The sequence below is a fragment of the Bacillus stratosphericus genome (assembly GCF_020524495.1).
GTDB classification, from domain to species: Bacteria; Bacillota; Bacilli; order Bacillales; family Bacillaceae; genus Bacillus; species Bacillus stratosphericus_B.
In genome coordinates this window covers 21,345-41,174 of the sequence record NZ_JAIVLB010000018.1, presented here as the reverse complement: position 1 = coordinate 41,174, position 19,830 = coordinate 21,345, and the positions used below count along the sequence as shown (strand labels likewise).

The window sequence follows — 19,830 nt, the reverse complement described above, 5'->3', positions numbered from 1 at the left end:
CACCTCAGTCAGCATAAAATGTATCGTAATTCGCTCTGTTTTTTATACAGATTTCTGCTCGCTTGCGATCGTCATCTGTTTGAAAACTAATGCGTAAAATTCCGTTAATGTCTTCACGTGTTTCAATAATACGGATATTCGTAATACTAATGTTTTCACTTGCTAGATGCCCTGTAATCTCCGAAATGACACCAGGATAATCCGGGACATCCACATAAAGATCATAAAAAGCAGGAATGGCTCCTTTTTTCCGCAGAGGGAGCCCGTCACGATATTCCTTGGCATCTTGAAAATAAGAGAATAATCCCTCAGCGTCTTCTTGCTGAACAAAGGACTCAATGCGGTCGATCTCTTTTTTCCATTCATGGAATCGGTCCAAAATCTTGTTTTTATTGTGCAAAAGGATATCGCGCCACATTGCAGGATTACTTGATGCAATCCGTGTAATATCACGAAAGCCTCCAGCAGCAAACCGTTTTACAAGAGGGAAGTGTTCTTCAAAATGATACGCTTGATGCACAAGACTAGCTGCAACTATATGTGGGAAATGACTAATAACACTTGTCACAGCATCATGCTCTTCTGGACTCATTTCTATAAAATGAGCATTTGTCCCTTTTAATAAATCCTTTAAACGATCAACAGCCGGACGACTCGTTGTATTTGCTGGCGTTAAAATGTAGAATGCATTTTCAAATAAAAAGTCTTTTGCTGCAATGACACCTGATTTATGAGAGCCTGCCATTGGATGTCCACCAATAAATTGATAATGGTCAGGCAACGTTTTTTCAGCAAAATTGACGACCTTTTGCTTTGTGCTGCCAACATCAGTAATTGTTAGCTCTCTTTCAATTCCAGATCCTGCAATATCACTTAACATCTTGACGGTTTGTTGGACTGGCGTTGCCAAAATAATCGTTTTAGATTCATTCAAGCCTTCCATAAATGAATTGGCTGTTGCATCAATAATACCAAGCTTTGTTGCAGCAACCATTTGCTCATCAGAAACATCGTAGCCTATTATTTTTTTGTGAGGATATTCTTTTTTAATCGATAGTGCGATGGAACCACCAATTAAACCAAGTCCAGCGATCAATATTGCTTCGTTCATGTTCATCACCTGATTTTTCGCGAAAATTAAACAAGCCCATTCAATAGGTTATATTGGATTGGTACAATGAAAGCCATATCCTATAGCAGAATATGACTTCATTGTTATGCTACGCACGAATGCCTTGTAATAAATCGGCAAGTATACTTAGGATTTCTTCATTTTGCTCCTTTGTTCCTACAGTAATACGCAAAGAAGTTGGGAATCCAATTACTTTACGAACAATATAGCCTTTTTTCAATAGTGCATTAAATAGCTCGTCTGCATCTCTTTCAAAATCAATCAGCACAAAATTTGTTTGAGACGGATAGATAAATAGCCCAAAACGATTAGCAAATTCTTGATATTGCGTTAGACCTGCTTCATTTTTTTGTCTGCATGATTGAATAAAGTCTTGGTCTTTTATGGCTGCACGCGCAGCTGCCTGTGCGATACGACTTGTATTAAAGGGCTCTCTTGCTGGTTCAATGGCTCTAATCAGTTCCTCTGATGCGATCCCATAGCCTACTCGAAGTGCTGCAAGCCCATAGGCTTTAGAAAACGTTCGAAGGACGATGACATTTTGATATGAGTTTAATAAAGATAAACTGTTCGGAAAATCTTCCGCTCGAACGTATTCAAAATACGCTTCATCTAGAACGACAAGCACGTGAGATGGTACTTGATCTAAAAACGCCACAAACTCTGCTTCTGACAAATGATTCCCAGTTGGGTTATTTGGATTACATACCCAAACGACCTTCGTTTTTTCATCAATGGCATCCAGCATTCCCTGCAGATCGTGAGCTCCCCCCTCTAAAAGAGGCACTTCTCGAATTTCTGCATGTTCAATCACTGCATTGTGACGGTACTGTGGAAAAGATGGAGAGGGGATGACGGTATTTGTATATTGGTCAAGGAATGCTCTAGCAATAATTTGCACAAGTTCATCTGAGCCATTCCCGAATATTAATTGTTTTTCACTCACTTGAAGAAACTCAGAAAGATCCGTTCTTAAACTTGCACTGTATCCATCTGGATAAATCGCTAATTGTTCAAGCTCAGCTTGTATGGCCTCTCTTACATGTGTGGAACACCCAAAAGGGTTTTCATTTGAAGCCAATTTCACAATTTTATCTAATTGATATTCTTTTTTGACCTCTTCAATTGGTTTCCCAGGTTGATATGGTTTTAGCTGTTTTAATTGATCCTTGATTTGCAAAATGTTTCACCTCATTTGAATGAATAGAGGGGACTAAACGTTTTTGCATATGTTTCAAATTCTCTTAAAGCATCTTGGCGTGTATTACTTGCTATCAATTGTTCTTGAAGTTCTTCAATTTTTTTTACAAGTGCACTGCCTACAACGACACCGTCACTCATTTTATTCATCGAGTCTACCTGCTCTCTTGTTGAAATGCCAAAGCCTACTGCAACCGGTATTTGACTGAGCTGTTTCACTTGTTGAATAAAATCAGTGATAGAGGCGTCAAAGGATAGTCTGACACCTGTTACACCAAGAGATGAAACACAATACACAAAACCTTCTGCCTGCTCTACGATTTTTTCTAATCGTTCCTTGCTTGTTGGTGCAACGAGCGATATATATGAAATGTCATGTGTTTGACAGTTCTTCTGCAGCTCCCTGCTCTCTTCAAACGGCAAATCGGGTGTTAAGAGCCCCGAAATGTGATTTTTGTGCAGTAAAGCGAAAAAGTATTCTGTGTCTAATTGTAACACAGGATTATAATACGTAAATAGAATTACAGGAATTTTTACACCGTTTTTTTTCATCTTCCCTGCTAACTCTATCGCTTTTACGATATTCATGCCTTGATTTAGAGCTCTTCTGGAGGCTCTTTGAATCACAGGACCGTCTGCTAATGGATCGGAATAAGGAACACCTAGTTCAATAGCATGTGCACCAGCTGCTTGGAGAGTGATAGCTAAATCAATGGTGATCTCTTCTGACGGATCTCCTGCCGTGATAAATGGAATGAATAATTTCTCACCTTGCTCTAATTGAAATGTAATCATTTTGTTTTACCCTCACTTTCAAGCACATTCATTAATGTATGCACATCCTTATCTCCTCTTCCTGATAGGCAAACAAGGACGATTTCATCTTCATTCATATTCCGGCTCATCTCAAACGCTTTGGCTAAGGCATGTGCTGATTCAATCGCTGGCAGAATACCTTCTTTTTCTGTCAGCAACTTTAACGCATGTAGTGCTTCTTGATCTGTGGCACTTACATATTGAACCCGTCCACTTGCATGCAAGTATGCATGCTCTGGTCCGATTCCAGGGTAGTCTAAACCAGCGGAAATAGAATACGGTTCAATAATTTGGCCAAATTCATCTTGGATCAGATAGGTCAACGATCCATGAATTACACCTTTTGTTCCTTTCGTGATGGTCGCTGCATGAAGAGGGGTGTCAATTCCTTTCCCAGCTGCTTCTACACCAATGATATCCACCTCTTCATCTAAAAACGCTCGGTACATTCCAATGGCATTACTTCCACCTCCAACACAGGCAATCACTTTATGAGGAAGCTGACCTTCTTTTTCAAGTAACTGTATTTTTGACTCATCACCGATCATTCGCTGGAATTCACTGACGATTTGAGGATAAGGATGAGGACCAACTACTGATCCAATCATGTAAAAATGGTCGCTGCAGTGCTGGACCCAATAACGGATGGCTTCGTTGGTTGCATCTTTTAATGTCCCGTTTCCGCTTGTGACAGGAATGACCTCAGCCCCGAGCAGTTTCATTCGGAACACATTGAGTGATTGTCTTTCCACGTCTTCTTTTCCCATAAATACGGTGCAGGATAATCCAAACTTTGCGGCGACCGTTGCAGCAGCTACCCCGTGCTGACCCGCCCCTGTTTCGGCGATAATGTTTGATTTCCCCATTTTCTTCGCTAGTAGGGCTTGGCCAAGCGCGTTGTTAATTTTATGAGCGCCGGTGTGGTTTAAATCTTCTCTTTTCAAATAAATTTTTGCACCGCCGAGATACGCTGATAATTGGTCAGCGTATGTGAGTGCTGTCGGTCTGCCTGAATAGTTTTGTAAAAGCGCTATATATTCCTTTTGAAAAGTAGGGTCTTCTTTTAATTCATGAAATGCTTTTTTGATTTCTTCCAGTGGCTGCATGAGCGTTTCAGGGACAAATTTCCCTCCGAATTCTCCATATCGGCCAATTTCATTCGGATATGCATACATCATTTAACACCCTTTCTTCAAACGCTTTGATCTTTGCGCTGCTTTTCTTCCCGTTTTCTTCTATTCCGCTTGAAAGATCGATGGCTTTTGGGCTATAGGCAAGCAGATCTGTGATCGTTGCTGGTGTCACTCCACCTGCAATAGCGCAAGTCTTTACCAGATGCTTTGCATGCTGAACGTATGAAGGTACCGCCTCCCAAGCAAAAGCTGTTCCAGACCCGCCTCTTATCCCTTTCACCTTCGCATCAATGAGATAGCCATCGACGAAAGGGGCAAATGCCGTCATTTTTTCGAGCGTTCCTTTTAAATTGGGCTCGTGATGAAACACTTTCCAAACGATCGCCCTTGTTTGTTGTTTTATTTCTTTTGCATCTTCTCGTGTTTCATCTCCATGAAGCTGCACGATATTTAAGGGAATGTGGTTTGCGATGTCACACACTTTCTGTATCTTTTCATTTACAAATACACCTACAACATCTTTCCTGCACTTTGTTTGTACTAGCCAGTGTTTTACTTGGTCTGGATGAACTTGTCTTTTACTTGGAGCAAAGATAAATCCGATGGCATCTGCTCGAGATTGCGAGATACATTTGACATCCTCTTGTGAGACTGCACCGCAATATTTTAAATAAGGCTTCGTCATTTTCATTCTCCAAACAATGTATGAACGGCTTTTTCCTGTGATGGTTCTCTCATTAAAGATTCACCAACAAGGACAGCGTCCGCTCCATGTTTTTCTAAAAAGATAAGATCATCAAATGTCTGAATGCCGCTTTCACTCACTAGTAATACATCCTTTGGAACAAATGATGCAATCTCTTTTGTTTGCTCGACTGTTGTTGTGAATGTATTTAAATTCCGGTTGTTCACTCCAATGATCTCAGGAGTAAAAATGTTTAAGATATTCGTGAGTGTATCTGCTTCATGTACTTCTACGAGGACATCAAGCCCTTTTTCTTTTGCTTCAGCATACAGTTCATACAGCTTTTTCGGCTCAAGTACTTCTCCAATTAATAAAATCGCATCAGCCCCTATACATTTTGACTCTTCTACTTGTATTGGGTCAATGATGAAATCTTTTCTTAAAATTGGACATACAACGTGTTCTTTAATGAGGGACAGGTACTCGTTTTTCCCTTGGAAAAACGGTTCATCGGTTAAGACAGATAAGCAATCTACGTTAGATTTTTCGTATGCTTTTGCTGTTTGTAAAGGATCAAAATTCGGCTGAATGATCCCTTTAGAGGGAGACGCTTTTTTCACCTCAGCAATGAGTCCGATAGAGCGATAGGGATTCATCAGTGCTTTTTTAAATGATCGTCTTTCATATTTTCCATCAGCAGGTAATTGCAAGGTTTGGATATGTTCTTTTTTACGAGCGATAATTTGATTAAGCATGGATCTCTTCCTCTTTCGTTTTTTGTTTTAATCGGTTTAATTGTTGTTTGGCTGACCCGTTTTTGATCGTTTCTAACGCTTTTAATGTTCCCACCATAAGGCTTTCTGACTTCCCTGCCACATATAAAGCAGCTCCAGCATTAAGGGCTGTAATATGAAGCGGTGCTCCTTCTGTTTGATGATTCAATATATTCAGAATCAATTTGGCGCTCTCTTCCGGTGAATGGACCTGAATGTCTGATAAATGCCCTTTTTTCAATCCAAAGTCTTCTGGGTTTAGGGTATACTCTGTCATTTCATCTTTTTTCAATTCAATCACATACGAATTTGCAGTAATCGTTAATTCATCCAGCCCATCTTCTCCGCAAACAAATAAAACATGCTCTGGCTCAAGAGGGGCAAGAGCTTTGGCCATTAGCTTTGCCTTTTCCTTTGAATACACACCGATGATTTGCTTTTTGGCTTGCATCGGGTGGCATAGCGGACCTAATAGATTAAATACCGTCCGAAATCCGAGCTGCTTACGGACTGAGGCTACTTGTTTCATAGATGAATGATAGAGCGGTGCAAATAAAAAGCCCATGTTTTTCACCTGTATTTGTCGTCTTGTTTCTTCTGGTGTCGATTGAATTTGGATTCCAAGACATTCTAGCACGTCGGCACTCCCGCTTTTAGAAGAAACCGAACGATTTCCATGTTTGGCGATTTTAGCACCGGCAGCGGAAGCTACAATGGCAGCGGCCGTCGATATATTAAATGTCGATAAACCATCCCCTCCAGTACCGCACGTATCAACGACGTCAAGTGATCGTTCCATTGGTGCTGTATTTTTCCTCATTGCTTTCACAAAGCCTGTCATCTCTTCAGAGGTTTCCCCTCTATGCGCTAAGATAGATAGACTTGCAGCAACTTCAGCATCTGTTAAAGAGCCACTCATCATCTCATGCATTAGTCTGTTCGCTTCATTTTCTGATAGGAGTCCACCATTAACTAGAGCTGATAGTTGTTGATTCACTTTGCACATTCTCCCTTTCTGAGAAAATATGTTCAGCAAGCTGAATGGCTTTCAGAAGTGCTCCTGCCTTGTTACGCGTCTCTTCCCATTCGTTTTCAGGAACAGAGTCAGCCACAATACCGGCACCAGCTTGTATAGAAGCGGTCTGATCTTTAACGCTCATGGTACGAATGGTAATACAGGAGTCGATATTGCCGTCGAACCCAATATAGGCGATACAGCCGCCATACGTTTCTCTTGGCTCAGGCTCCATTTCATTTAATAATTGCATGGCGCGAATTTTCGGTGCACCTGTTAATGTACCTGCTGGAAATGCGGACATGAGGGCATCTACTGGATGCGTATCTTGCTTCAACTGCCCTGTCACAACGGAGATGATGTGCATGACATGTGAAAAGTTCACTACTTTTGTACAGGTCGGGACGGATACACTGCCGTATTCTGCCACACGGCCTACATCATTCCTGGCAAGGTCCACTAACATGTAATGCTCTGCTTTTTCTTTTTCATCATCTAAAAGCTCGCTTGCTAGTGCTGCATCCTCTTCTTTGGTTATTCCTCTTTTTCTTGTACCTGCGATTGGATGGATTTCTAAGTGTCCATTTTTTGCATGAATTAATCGTTCTGGTGAGCTTCCAACTAAATCTCGATCTTTTAATTTCATAAAATACATATAGGGTGATGGATTCACAATCCGAAGCACACGATACAATTCAAATGAACTTACCGTGACAGGGATATCAAAACGCTGCGAGAGTACACCTTGGAAGATATCACCCGCTCTAATGTACTCCTTGATTTTTTCTACATCCTTTAGAAATTGCGTTTTTTCATATGTTGAGGTCACTTGTTCAAAGGACGGTGGTTCGTTCATATTCCCTGATAAAATCAGTTCTTTCATATCAACCTTTGTGTGGAGCTGCTGAATCATATGTTCAAGTCGCTCTTGATTTTTCTTATAAGCTCGTATTTTTTCGTCCTCTGTTTCATTTCCTGTCAGCTGAGTATATTGAATAAAATGAACATGATTCGTTTCGTGGTCAAAAGCAATCATCGTTTGACAGACAAATAATGTGCAGTTATCAGTCGTTGATGCATTCACATGCGGTCTGACAGAAGGCTCAATACTTGGGATGAGATCGTAACTCAAGTACCCAACGGCTCCACCTGTAAATGGGATGTCAACATCTGGTGTCTTGATTTGATATTGCTCTTTCATCCAGTCTAGTAAATCTTTCAGCTCTGCTTTTTGCATCACTTCCTGCCCCGCAGCATCACGCGCAAAATATTGATCTTGGGTATCATGTAAGGTTAAGAAAGGGTGTAATCCGATAAAGGAATATCTTGACCAGCTAGAAGACTCATCTTTGCTTTCTAGCAGATACACTATATCCTGTTTCAGTTTCTCAACAATTTGAATAGGTGAGAGTGTATCGACTGTAATGGTTTCAACAATCGGGATCGTTTTGTAAGACGCACTGTCCTTTAAAAATTGGGTAAGGTTTGTTTGAAAATTCATAAACACACTCCTTAAATGGGATTAAGGAGAATGAGGGGAATATAGAGGGGTTTGTTTGAGTATACGAAATAAGCCTAAAAGAGGCTTCCTCTTTTAGGCAGTATGATTAAATAGAAGTATCGTATCTCTGCTCAACTCTACTCATCTCAACTACCCTAGTCTCATTCTCATCTTCTCTATGCTTGTAATGCCGTTTACACCTGTGTGTAAACTTCGACTGTTCATATCGTATTATAATTGCTTGTTTTTTGTCAACTGTAAATCAGGACGAAGCGTGACGGCTTCTTCCAAGTACACATGATGTATGTCTTCCTGCTTTGTATCTGTTTGGACGGTCATTAAAACGCGAATGCATTGATTTAGACCGCCATGAATGTCCAGCTCCTGCATACAAGTGACAGGAACATACGTCCAGCCTTCAAACTGACGAAGTGCTTTTGCCGGAAAAACGGAGTGAATATCTTGTGTAGCAGAAATTAAGATCTGCACGACACGTTCTGGATCTACTTGGTTTTTTGAAATGATGGCTTCTAGCAGCTGTTTCGTTTTGTTTAACACTTCTTTTTCTGTATCTTCTGTCAAAGTTGTAGCCCCACGTATCCCGCGAAACATCATAGACATCCATCCTCCCGTTTCCATTCTTCAAGCCAGTAATGCAGCTCTTCTTTCGTGAAAGATTGCAAGGTAACGTCTCCAACCTGTTTTAATAAAACAAATTGAACATGGCCACCTCTTGCCTTTTTATCACCAATCATGCGATCGACAAATGTTTTAGTTGAAATATCTTGCGTGACTTGTACTGGAAATCCTAGTTCTTTCATCCATTCTTTCATATCCGAACGATTGAGGGAAAGTCCTAATTGCTTTTCGCTCACATATAAAGCAAACTGCATACCAATCGCAATAGCATCCCCATGAGTGATGGCGCCATATCCATACTCCGCTTCAATGGCATGCCCAAGCGTATGGCCTAAATTTAAAAATGCACGCACGCCTTGTTCCTTTTCGTCTTCTTGGACAATCGACGCTTTTACTTGAATCCCTTGATACAGTATATGTGACAGCTCGTCTTTTGATAATTCCTTTAGCGAACGAATGGTCATAAGCTCTGATAAAAAGTCTTCACTTGAAATCAGCGCATGTTTGATGACCTCAGCAAAACCCGATCTCAGCTCAATTTGAGAAAGTGTCTCTAGCATACTGGTATCATAAATCACAGTTCTCGGCTGATGAAACGCGCCAATTAAATTTTTACCTAGCGGATGATTGATTCCTGTTTTTCCACCCACTGCACTGTCATGTGCAAGCAAAGTGGTCGGAATTTGAATAAAATCAATACCTCTCATATAAGTGGCAGCAGCAAAACCAGCCAAGTCTCCAATCACACCGCCTCCTAGCGCAATGACGCACGAGGAACGATCAAGCTGAAATTGAATGGCTTTCGTATGAATATACTCAAACTGCGCAAAAGATTTCGATTGTTCTCCGTTTGGTACAACCACTTTTTGCACAGACCACTTCTGCTTCAGTAATTGAACCATTTCCTCTCCGTAAATGGCATCAACTGTTGAATCTGTGATAATCAAGAGCTTAGTAAAGGAGCACCCAGTGGAAGTAATCAAGTCTAGGATATTTTGTCTAATCCCATCACCGATATATACAGGATAAGTGGCTGAAGACGTCTTCACTTCCAGTGTTTTCATTAAAACTCCCTCTGAAGCTGACGCATTTTTTCAATATTTTCTTTAATGCGATCAATTTGGTCAAGACCAAACTGCTCAACGACTGCATTGGCAATTTCCCAAGCCACGACTGCTTCTGCAACAACGCTTGCGGCTGGAACAGCGCAGCTATCAGAACGCTCAATACTTGCAGAGAAAGGTTCTTTTGTTTCTATATCAACGCTTTGAAGCGGCTTATAAAGAGTTGGGATTGGTTTCATGACCCCTCTTACGACAATCGGCATGCCGGTTGACATTCCGCCTTCAAGACCGCCTAAGCGATTCGTTTTTCTTGTATAGCCCTTTTCTTCATCCCAAATAATTTCATCATGAACGTCACTGCCATTTTTAGAAGCTGCCTCGAAGCCAATACCAAATTCTACACCTTTAAAAGCATTGATACTTAGGACAGCACCAGCAAGCTTGCTGTCTAATTTGCGATCATAATGAACATAGCTTCCAACTCCAACTGGCATGCCTTCAACGATGACTTCCACAATGCCGCCAATCGAATCGCCGTTTTTTTTAGCTTCGTCAATGGCATCCATCATTTTTTGACCTGCTTCACTGTCATAGCAGCGAACGGGTGATGCTTCTGTTACCTTTTGCAAATCTTCAATAGACTCATATGCGGTATCAGCTGCTTTCACTCCACCAATTTCAAGGACGTGACCAGCTACTTTGATCCCAAGATGAGCTAAAATTTGTTTCGCTACCGCTCCTGCTGCCACGCGAACCGTTGTCTCACGGGCTGATGAACGCTCTAATACGTTCCTCATATCACGATGTCCATATTTAATCGCACCATTTAAATCCGCATGCCCTGGTCTTGGACGAGAGATTTGACGCTTCATTTCACTTTCTTCTTCTTCAGTGATAGGCTCTGCACCCATCACCTTTGTCCAGTGCTTCCAGTCATTGTTTTCAACGACAAGTGTAATAGGAGAACCTAATGTTTTCCCGTGGCGAACACCACTCAGCACTTTCGCTTGGTCTTTTTCGATCAGCATTCTTCTTCCGCGGCCATGACCTTTCTGTCTTCTAGCCAGTTCATAATTGATGTCATCCTGCTCTATATAAAGTCCCGCTGGAACTCCTTCAATGATTGTGGTCAGTTGTGGACCATGTGATTCACCTGCTGTTAAGTACCTCATGACTCAATCTCCCTTCATCGCATTAACGCTTTTAAGTAAAGCTATAATAACACATCTCCTAGAAAAAATCAGCTAGATACCCTTTTTTTGATAAAAGAAAGTATCAGCAGATGTCAGTCCAAACTTTTCCGGGTGAAAAATTTGTTCTGTGGAACCAACAAATAAAACCCCATTTTGTTTTAAACTACTGCTCATTTTCAAGTAAATTTCTTCTTTCGCGTCTTCTGTGAAATAAATAAGTACATTTCGGCAGACAATGAGATCGAGCTGTTTTTCATATGGATCTGCTAAAAGGTTGTGCTTTTTAAATTGAATGTGCTTTCGAACCTCGTCCTTCACAGTGTAAAATGAAGAATCTTCTTTTGTGAAATATTTTTGTTTGATTTGAACTGGCACCTCTTGCAGGGAGCGTTCGTGATATGTCCCTTTTTGTGCTGATTGCAGGACTTTATCATCAATATCTGTTGCGATAACTTGGAAGTTCTTTACAAGAGGATGACTTGAGAGTAGCATCGAGAGCGTATAAGGCTCTTCGCCTGTCGAACATGCTGCGCTCCATATTTTTAAACTCCCATCGTTTTTTGAAAGAAGGGGAAGGATTTTTTGATCAAGGACTTCCCAACGCTGATAGTTTCGGTAAAATTCTGACACATTAATTGTCATTCGGTCCATCGTTTCATCTAACAGCGCTCTGTCCTTTTCAAGAGCAGATGCGAATGCTTCAAAATCTCTAAATCCTTTTTTATCATAAAGTGACGTTAATCGTCGTTTCATTTGTGCTTCTTTATATAAATGAAGATCAACCCCGGTTAGTTTTTTCCATTTTTCAACAAATACTTGATATTGATTCATCAATGTCCTCTCCCGTCTCATATCTTTGTCCTAGTATAGCTGTTTTTATCAAAAATTTGCATCATCTCATGCGAAATTTCTTATAGAAATCAATATAAAAAAGCCAAAGTGCTCACTTGATGAACACCTTGGCTTGAACATTAATAAATCCAGCTTGAAATTGTTTGATCCCAATTTGTGAGTTCTTCTTGTTTAAAGAATAGGTTAATTTCTCTTTCGGCACTTTCTGGTGAGTCTGAGCCATGGATAATGTTCTTTCCAACGGTTAATCCATAATCTCCTCTTATTGTGCCAGGCAGTGCTTCTTTCGGATTTGTTTTACCGATAATCTGTCTTGTCACATCAACTACCTGTTCACCTTGCCATACCATTGCAAAAACAGGTCCTGACGTAATAAAGGAAACCAATTCCCCGAAAAATGGTTTTTCTTTATGTTCTCCGTAATGTGTTTCCGCTACTTCTTTCGGAATACTCATTAGTTTTGCACCAACAAGCTTAAGCCCCTTTTTTTCGAATCTTGACACAATTTCACCGATTAATTGTCTTTCAACACCATCAGGCTTGACCATAAGAAATGTTTTGTCCATATGCTTTTTCCACCCCGTCATTATGTATGTATAGGCTTACATTGTTACAAAGTGATCTTATCATTTTTTTTTATCATAATCAATTTTTGACAAAAAATTTCACAAAAAAACCAATCAACTAGAAGTTGATTAGAATTTTCGTTTTCCAATATATTTGGCAATGGAGGATAAGGATGTCTTCGCTCGTCCCTGCGGAAGCTTGTCTAGCTGTTCAAATGCTTTTTTCAAATACATTTCACTCACTCGATTAGAACGGTCGATCGCATCTGTTTGTTTTAGACTTTCAATCACAGGCTTCAGCTGCTTTTCGGTCGTTTCACTATTAATCAGCTTCAATTGACCTTCTAGTGTCGGACTCATCAGTGCATATAAGACTGGGAGTGTTACATTGCCTTGTAAAAGATCTCCGCCAACAGGCTTGCCTAGCGCTTCTTCAGTTGATGTAAAGTCAAGGACATCATCGATGATCTGATAGGACATGCCGACATAGTATCCAAACCAGTAAAGGGCTTTATGTGTTTTTTCATCTGTGCCTGCTGCAATCGCACCTAATTGACAGCTGCCTGCAATAAGCAAGGCTGTTTTTCGCTTGATTCTTCTTAAATATGTACGCAGGTTTTGATCCATGTTGTATTTGTCTTTTACTTGCTCTATTTCACCGAGACAGAGCTCAACGACCATTTTTGACAAAATTTCATGTGCCATTGGGTGGTTGATTTTAGTCATGTACTCAAGCGATCTTGCAAATAAGTAATCCCCTGTGTACATGGCAATTCTGTTATCCCATTTTGCTTTGATGGTTGGCTTTCCTCTTCTCAGTTCTGCATCATCAATGACATCATCGTGAACAAGCGATGCCATATGAATCAATTCCAAGGCAACGGCTACATATTTAATTTTATTAATATCATAGTCGCCAAACATACCTGAAAGGAGAACAAAAACGGGGCGGATTCGTTTTCCGCCCGCTTGTAGCAAATGAAGCCCTGCTTCACTTAATAATGCATAATCAGAGCGAACTGTTTGTTCAAGCTCTTTTTCAATTATATCTATATCATGATTTAAAAAAGAGATCATTGCTTTTAGTTTCATTATCTTCACCCAAATATCGTTTATTCAAAGCTTCTTTCCGATATGTGTTGCTGCTACACCGCCTGTAAATGGATGATACGAGACATCAGACAAACTTGCCTCTTCGAAAAGAGCCGCCAGCTCTTTCATGCCAGGGAACGTTTTGGCTGATTCTTGAAGCCATGAATACTCCTGATAGCTCTTGGCAAACAGCTTACCAAAAAGCGGCATAATGTATTTGAAATAGACGTGATACCCTTGTTTAAAGCCCATTATCTCAGGCTGTGATGTCTCAAGGCAGACAACCATTCCACCAGGCTTCACCACTCTTGTCATTTCCTTTAACACCGTTAAGTAATCAGGGACATTTCGAAGACCAAAACCGATCGTGACATAATCAAATTTGTTATTATCAAAAGGAAGCTCCATTGCATTGCCGTGGAGCAGTTCAATTTGATTGTAGCCCCCTGTCTTCACCTTCGTTTCTCCAACACTGAGCATATTTTTACTGAAATCAAGGCCTTTAATCTCACCTTTTTCTCCTACAGCGTCTGCAAGTGCAATGGTCCAATCTGCTGTTCCGCAGCACACATCTAATGCTTTAGCTCCTTTTTGGACATTCATGAGCTTCATTGTTTTATCGCGCCACTTTTTATGCTGTTTAAAGCTGATGACAGAGTTCATTTGATCATAGTTTTTATAAATTTTTTCAAACACACCGTGTACTCGCTGTTCTTTTGATTGCTGCATGACTTACCCTTCTTCCACTTTCTGATGATACGTAGGCTCATTTTTCATATGATCCAAGCGATTTAATAGCTCTTTTTGAACGACCGGAGATGAAACAAGATACTTCTTGATCGTCAGTTTGGCTTGCTCGTAGCCTTTATTCTCAAAGTTGTCAAAACATGTATAGGCGTCCGTATAGCTATCGTTCAAAAAAAGTTTTAAATGTTTGTCATCTTCTGCTTGTTTCATAAAACGCTTATAAACAAGGAAACGACTTGCAATCTCATTCCAATGCGTTATTTGAAAGTACTCAGAAATTCTTTGGAATAGCGCCGACTCCACTGTGGCCACACTTTTGTAAAAGTGCGCTGCATCTTGAATGGACCGATCATACAGTCTAATTTTATGTTCATTTATCTCTTTGATCGCCGTGGCGAGAGTGCGGATCATGTAAATATCTTTCATATCAGATAGAAGAGAATAATAGAGACCGCTGAAATAGTCTCCTGCTAGGATGGTTAGCTGACGATTTTTAAATTCGTCTTGTTTGATGGCTGCTGCAGTTGTGACTTCGTCATGGGTATCAAGGGCAATTTGCACAAGCATCGCCGTTAAAATATAATTTTCTTTTTTCTTTGCATCAATTTGAGCTTCGTCAAACATTGCATGAAAAAGAAGGATCTTATCTTCATCGATGAGTGGCGCACGCAAATGCTTGGCCAAATAAGGATGAGAAAGCTTTTTATTTAATTTTATATTTAGATTAGATAAAATTCCGTAGATGTCTTGCAAAGATATCACCCTTGTCCCAAAAATTACAGTTTATATGTAGCTCTGCACATCGTATAGAGCTTTATTATACCACATCGGCTCTCACTTTTATGCTATCAAGTGCATGCTTGTGCTTTATTTCTTTGCCTCGCTTTGAATTTCACCGAAGCTTGTTTGAATGACAGCATCGCCTCTTACTTTAATTGCCGACGTATGCTCAGTAAATTGTGCAATAATGACTTCACCTTTATCGAGTTTTTCGGAATGGTGAAATCTTGTATCAGATCCTCTAGTTAAGCCGATTACGTTTACACCATTATCAATGGCTTTAATCACCACAAACTCAGATGCTTTATTTTCACTCAATCTGTTCACCTTCCATCTATTGTTTAGTCGTTTTTAATAAAGGAAAGCACTTCTGCTCTTACTGCCGCATCATTTGCAAATGTGCCGCGCACTGCTGATGTCACCGTTTTAGCGCCTGGCTTTTTCACTCCGCGCATCGTCATACACATATGCTCTGCTTCAACGACAATCATCACGCCATGCGGATTTAGTATTTCCACCATACTATCTGCAATAGTTGATGTAATGCGCTCCTGAAGCTGCGGGCGCTTTGCCACGGCTTCCACTGCTCTTGCAAGCTTGCTAAGCCCTGTTACTTTTCCTCCACGCGGAATATAAGCGACATGGGCTTTTCCATAGAAGGGTACAAGGTGGTGTTCACACATTGAATAGAAAGCAATATCTTTTACAAGTACGAGCTCTTCATGATCTTCACTAAAAATGGTTTTAAAATGTTCTTTTGGATCTTCATTTAATCCCGAGAACACTTCTTCATACATTTTTGCTACTCGTTTTGGGGTATCAAGAAGTCCTTCACGCTCTGGATCTTCTCCAATTGCTTTTAATATATCGCGTACAGCGTGTTCAATTAGTTCTTTATTTATTTCACTCATGTATTATATCCTCCAAAGGCGATTACATTTCATTCAGATTCTAGCACACTTCAGATCCTAAAAGCAAAGGAGATCGTTCTAAACGAACATTTTGATTCAAAAGGAAAAGCCCCTTATCGAAGGGGCTTTTCTAGACCAGTGTGAAACTGTATATGTATAACTCCTTTTATAGGAACATTACACATAACGATTATTTACCTGCCACCGCGTCTTTAAGTGCTTTACCTGGTTTGAAAGCAGGTACTTTGCTAGCAGGGATTTCGATCTCTGCACCAGTTTGTGGGTTACGTCCTTTACGAGCTGAACGCTCACGTACTTCAAAGTTACCAAAACCAATAAGTTGGATTTTGTCACCATTTTTAAGTGCATCTAAAATTGTATCAAAAACAGAATCAACTGCTTTTGTCGCGTCTTTTTTAGATAACTCGCTTGATTCAGCAACCGCGTTAATAAGTTCTGTCTTGTTCATGCCTTTCACCTCCTCCCAAAAATATGCATTCAGTAGATTGTTATCATTTCTTCACAATTCTTCTTCTTTCTATACACTTTCTTTGAAAAAAAGCATCTAGAAAGCGTTATACATGGCTTTTCATGTAGAAAACATCTCTTTGAAGGAATGTTTGTCCAACAAAGTGAAGATTTTCTGTAAGTAGATTAACACATATGAAATACCATATCAAGCATTTTAAAGGGGAGAATCCTTATTTGTCAAGGATTAAGGGCACTTTTGCGAACGAACATTCCTAATTTTAGTTGAATCTGACTAATCTTTATACAATTGTCTTTTGATGACTCATTCAACACGAAAAAAAGACCCCTATCAATGAGAGGTCTCACATGTTATAGAATAATCGCGATCAAACCGCCTGATCCTTCGTTGATAATTCTTTCAAGCGTTTCCTTCAGCTTATATCTTGCATTTTCCGGCATCAGAGATAGCTTTGCTTGAATTCCTTCCCTGACAAGGGAGCTGAGGGAACGACCAAATATATCTGAATTCCAAATGGAAAGCGGGTCATCTTCGAAGTCTTGCATTAAGTAGCGGACGAGCTCTTCACTTTGTTTTTCTGTTCCAATAATTGGTGCAAACTCGCTCTCTACATCGACCTTAATCATATGAATAGATGGAGCAACTGCCTTTAATCTCACACCGAATCTTGATCCTTGCCTAATGATTTCTGGCTCATCTAAACTCATATCTGACAAAGCTGGAGCTGCAATCCCGTAGCCAGTTTGTTTCACCATTTTTAATGCATCTGAGACTTGATCATATTCAGTCTTCGCATGAGCAAAATCTTGCATGAGCTCAAGAAGATGGTCTTTACCCCTAATTTCCACACCAACCACTTCTTTTAAAATGTGATCATATAGATCATCCGGCGCATACAGGTCAATTTCCGCAATACCCTGACCCATTTCAATACCTGCTAACCCCGCTCTTTCAATAAAGTCAAATTCACTGAATTGACCAACGACGCGGTCGACATCTCTTAATCTTTTAATATCCTTTACGGTTTCTTTCACTGAATCCTGGTAGCTCTCTCTTAGCCAATGATCTTCTTTTAACACCATAACCCAGCTAGGCAGGTTCACATTCACCTCAAGCACTGGGAATTCATATAATGCTTCACGAAGAACACTGAGTACATCTTGTTCTCTCATACTTTCTACGCTCATGGCGAGTACAGGAATATCATATTTTTGACTGAGTTCCTGCCGCAGTGCTTCTGTTTCAGGATGATATGGTCTCACGGAGTTGATCACCATAATAAATGGCTTTCCAACTTCTTTGAGTTCGTCAATCACACGTTCTTCTGATTCAATATAATCGTGTCTCGGAATTTCTCCAATTGATCCATCAGTCGTAATCACAACACCGATGGTTGAATGCTCTTGGATGACCTTGCGTGTACCAATTTCCGCTGCTTCATGAAACGGGATTGGTTCCTCATACCACGGCGTGTTGATCATTCTCGGTCCATTTTCATCTTCATACCCGCGGGCACCAGGAACTGTATACCCTACACAATCTACAAGCCTGATGTTAACATCAAGTCCGTCACTTACGTGAATAGATGCCGCTTGATTTGGCACAAATTTTGGCTCTGTGGTCATAATGGTTTTTCCTGCTGCGCTTTGCGGCAATTCATCCTGTGCTCTTGCACGATCCGCCTCATTATTGATATTCGGGAGCACCACGAGCTCCATAAACTTTTTAATAAACGTAGATTTCCCTGTACGAACAGCTCCAACGACTCCTAAATATATATCGCCTCCTGTTCGTTCAGCGATATCCTTGAAAATATCGACTTTTTCCAAGTGATCCCCTCCCGGACTTGCTATCCTCGTTTTCAAATAAGATACTCTATACTTCAATCAAACTGTGCTTGAAAGGTGTCAGGACAATATATGTGTATGACGTTGTCCCATTTGAATATGACACCTTTTTTGTTTTGAGAGTATGTTTAGCCATAAAAAAACCTTTCTCCTCATTTATATGCAGAGGAAAAAGGTTCATTCTTGTTTATGACGTCTTTTTTTCTAAAAAGGCAGGCTCACCTTTTTTATTGATTGTATATGGGACAGAAAATGCGGGTACAAATGGGGTTTCCTGCCAATATACATCTTCAATGTTTTCGCCTGGTTTCAGCTTTTGTTTCGCATTTTTCAAAATTTGAGCAAAATCACTGCGATAGTCAACATAGATTTCGCCTTTTGATGAAATCAGTAATGGAAGTGAATGTCCCGTGACAGGGCTCATCACAGTAGGCGGCGCCTTTAATCCTAGTTTTTTTTCATTTAACGTATATAAATCTTTGGACACAACTTTCCCATATGGCGGATATGTATGTTCGTCTTGATATATTTTGATCCTTAGACGTAATTCACTGATGGTTTGCGTCATTTTGACATCAAGCAGTTTCACCGTTGGGTTTTTTTCGACGTCAGTGAGGACAAAGATATATTCCCCCCCGCCTTCAAAAGATGTAGACGGTACATCGTGTAAATACCTTGGAGACAAGCGCTTAAAATCGATGACATACTTTTGATAAACAGGCGTGTCTGCTTCTTTTGTTTCAATTGGCAAAAGACCGTTTGTTTCTTTTTGAAAATTTTCAATCGCTGCCTGCACACTTTGCAACTGCTCCTCGTAGGGCACCCTGTTTTCAGCTTTACGTTTCTCTGGATAAAGACATCCTGTAAGTAAAATAAGTGTTAACAATATGACACTGACTTTTCCTTTGATCATCACATTCTTCCTTTTTCTTTATTCATTAACCGGCCCGCTAAATACAACTAAAAACACAATGATACCTGATATGAGCATCAAGCTATACGCAACGGTCGAGGCTGTTATTTTAAGAAATCGGCTTTTCAGCTTAAACCTACTCAAATAAATGGTTACTACGGCTAAAAACATGAGCCCCATAGAACCAAGCGCAAACCACATCTTGATTAAAGCAAAACTCATCCTGCCTATCCCCTCTCATAACGAACGAATTGTAAGCGTTTATGTTTCATTCTAAACCAATAATAAGTAAAATATCAATCATTTTTCCAATCATTCGGGAAAAGTGAATAAAAAAACTGAAGCAAAGAGGGGGACTCCGCTTCAGTCATTAGGTCGACTATTTTTCCTCATTCTGTAGAGGCAAAGCTCTATCCAAACTTCATTGTTATGTTATGCAAGTCTTCCCCTTCTTGCATCCTCTACACGCCTAAGTTCAGTC

At 40.2% G+C, this 19,830-nt stretch carries 22 protein-coding genes; all 22 read right to left on the bottom strand.

From position 1 onward, the window contains the following. Positions 1-4: 4 nt before the first annotated feature. Positions 5-1,111, bottom strand: coding sequence for a prephenate dehydrogenase (locus LC033_RS09025; RefSeq protein ID WP_376776430.1), 1,107 nt, complete (start codon positions 1,109-1,111; stop codon positions 5-7). Between the two features lie 109 nt (positions 1,112-1,220). Further along, positions 1,221-2,312 (bottom strand): histidinol-phosphate transaminase, encoded by a 1,092-nt coding sequence (gene hisC / locus LC033_RS09020; protein ID WP_226567934.1) that lies wholly within the window; start codon positions 2,310-2,312, stop codon positions 1,221-1,223. Between the two features lie 11 nt (positions 2,313-2,323). Further along, the gene (gene trpA / locus LC033_RS09015) at positions 2,324-3,127 is read right to left on the bottom strand and encodes a tryptophan synthase subunit alpha (RefSeq protein ID WP_226567933.1); all 804 of its coding nucleotides are present in this window, start codon (positions 3,125-3,127) and stop codon (positions 2,324-2,326) included. Then, a complete protein-coding gene (gene trpB / locus LC033_RS09010; protein ID WP_226567961.1) occupies positions 3,124-4,323 on the bottom strand; it encodes a tryptophan synthase subunit beta in 1,200 nt (399 codons plus the stop codon). The genes trpA and trpB overlap by 4 nt, the downstream gene beginning before the upstream one ends. Further along, entirely contained in the window at positions 4,304-4,972 is a 669-nt protein-coding gene (locus tag LC033_RS09005) for a phosphoribosylanthranilate isomerase (protein ID WP_376776429.1), read from the bottom strand. The genes trpB and LC033_RS09005 overlap by 20 nt, the downstream gene beginning before the upstream one ends. Beyond that, the gene (gene trpC, locus LC033_RS09000) at positions 4,969-5,721 is read right to left on the bottom strand and encodes an indole-3-glycerol phosphate synthase TrpC (protein WP_226567931.1); all 753 of its coding nucleotides are present in this window, start codon (positions 5,719-5,721) and stop codon (positions 4,969-4,971) included. The genes LC033_RS09005 and trpC overlap by 4 nt, the downstream gene beginning before the upstream one ends. Beyond that, positions 5,714-6,736, bottom strand: coding sequence for an anthranilate phosphoribosyltransferase (gene trpD / locus LC033_RS08995; protein ID WP_226567930.1), 1,023 nt, complete (start codon positions 6,734-6,736; stop codon positions 5,714-5,716). Before trpD ends, trpC begins: the two co-directional genes overlap by 8 nt. Continuing rightward, on the bottom strand, positions 6,708-8,255 hold the full coding sequence (trpE, locus tag LC033_RS08990) for an anthranilate synthase component I (protein ID WP_226567929.1): 1,548 nt from the start codon (positions 8,253-8,255) through the stop codon (positions 6,708-6,710). The genes trpD and trpE overlap by 29 nt, the downstream gene beginning before the upstream one ends. Positions 8,256-8,486: 231 nt before the next feature. Beyond that, the gene (gene aroH, locus LC033_RS08985; RefSeq protein WP_226567928.1) at positions 8,487-8,870 is read right to left on the bottom strand and encodes a chorismate mutase; all 384 of its coding nucleotides are present in this window, start codon (positions 8,868-8,870) and stop codon (positions 8,487-8,489) included. After that, positions 8,867-9,958: a 3-dehydroquinate synthase gene (aroB, locus tag LC033_RS08980; protein WP_226567927.1), complete on the bottom strand. Its 1,092-nt coding sequence runs from the start codon at positions 9,956-9,958 to the stop codon at positions 8,867-8,869. Before aroB ends, aroH begins: the two co-directional genes overlap by 4 nt. Further along, the gene (gene aroC / locus LC033_RS08975; RefSeq protein WP_226567926.1) at positions 9,958-11,130 is read right to left on the bottom strand and encodes a chorismate synthase; all 1,173 of its coding nucleotides are present in this window, start codon (positions 11,128-11,130) and stop codon (positions 9,958-9,960) included. The genes aroB and aroC overlap by 1 nt, the downstream gene beginning before the upstream one ends. A gap of 72 nt (positions 11,131-11,202) precedes the next feature. After that, positions 11,203-11,982 (bottom strand): CheR family methyltransferase, encoded by a 780-nt coding sequence (locus LC033_RS08970; protein ID WP_226567925.1) that lies wholly within the window; start codon positions 11,980-11,982, stop codon positions 11,203-11,205. Positions 11,983-12,122: 140 nt separating this feature from the next. Beyond that, positions 12,123-12,569 (bottom strand): nucleoside-diphosphate kinase, encoded by a 447-nt coding sequence (gene ndk / locus LC033_RS08965; RefSeq protein WP_226567924.1) that lies wholly within the window; start codon positions 12,567-12,569, stop codon positions 12,123-12,125. A 129-nt stretch (positions 12,570-12,698) separates the two neighbouring features. Then, positions 12,699-13,661, bottom strand: a complete 963-nt coding sequence (hepT, locus tag LC033_RS08960; protein ID WP_226567923.1) for a heptaprenyl diphosphate synthase component II — start codon at positions 13,659-13,661, stop codon at positions 12,699-12,701. Positions 13,662-13,685: 24 nt separating this feature from the next. After that, the gene (locus LC033_RS08955) at positions 13,686-14,390 is read right to left on the bottom strand and encodes a demethylmenaquinone methyltransferase (protein WP_226567922.1); all 705 of its coding nucleotides are present in this window, start codon (positions 14,388-14,390) and stop codon (positions 13,686-13,688) included. A 3-nt stretch (positions 14,391-14,393) separates the two neighbouring features. Continuing rightward, positions 14,394-15,161 carry a heptaprenyl diphosphate synthase component 1 gene (locus LC033_RS08950; RefSeq protein WP_226567921.1) on the bottom strand — a complete coding sequence of 256 codons (768 nt, stop codon included), beginning with the start codon at positions 15,159-15,161 and terminating at the stop codon, positions 14,394-14,396. Between the two features lie 114 nt (positions 15,162-15,275). Further along, entirely contained in the window at positions 15,276-15,506 is a 231-nt protein-coding gene (mtrB, locus tag LC033_RS08945; RefSeq protein WP_226567920.1) for a trp RNA-binding attenuation protein MtrB, read from the bottom strand. A gap of 23 nt (positions 15,507-15,529) precedes the next feature. Further along, on the bottom strand, positions 15,530-16,099 hold the full coding sequence (gene folE, locus LC033_RS08940) for a GTP cyclohydrolase I FolE (protein ID WP_226567919.1): 570 nt from the start codon (positions 16,097-16,099) through the stop codon (positions 15,530-15,532). Positions 16,100-16,289: 190 nt separating this feature from the next. Continuing rightward, a complete protein-coding gene (gene hbs / locus LC033_RS08935) occupies positions 16,290-16,568 on the bottom strand; it encodes a non-specific DNA-binding protein Hbs (RefSeq protein WP_226567918.1) in 279 nt (92 codons plus the stop codon). Positions 16,569-16,939: 371 nt separating this feature from the next. Next, positions 16,940-18,418 carry a stage IV sporulation protein A gene (gene spoIVA / locus LC033_RS08930; RefSeq protein ID WP_008344534.1) on the bottom strand — a complete coding sequence of 493 codons (1,479 nt, stop codon included), beginning with the start codon at positions 18,416-18,418 and terminating at the stop codon, positions 16,940-16,942. A gap of 205 nt (positions 18,419-18,623) precedes the next feature. Beyond that, positions 18,624-19,349, bottom strand: a complete 726-nt coding sequence (locus LC033_RS08925) for a YphF family lipoprotein (protein ID WP_226567917.1) — start codon at positions 19,347-19,349, stop codon at positions 18,624-18,626. Between the two features lie 18 nt (positions 19,350-19,367). Continuing rightward, positions 19,368-19,571, bottom strand: a complete 204-nt coding sequence (locus LC033_RS08920) for a DUF2768 domain-containing protein (protein WP_008344530.1) — start codon at positions 19,569-19,571, stop codon at positions 19,368-19,370. Between the last annotated feature and the right edge of the window lie 259 nt (positions 19,572-19,830).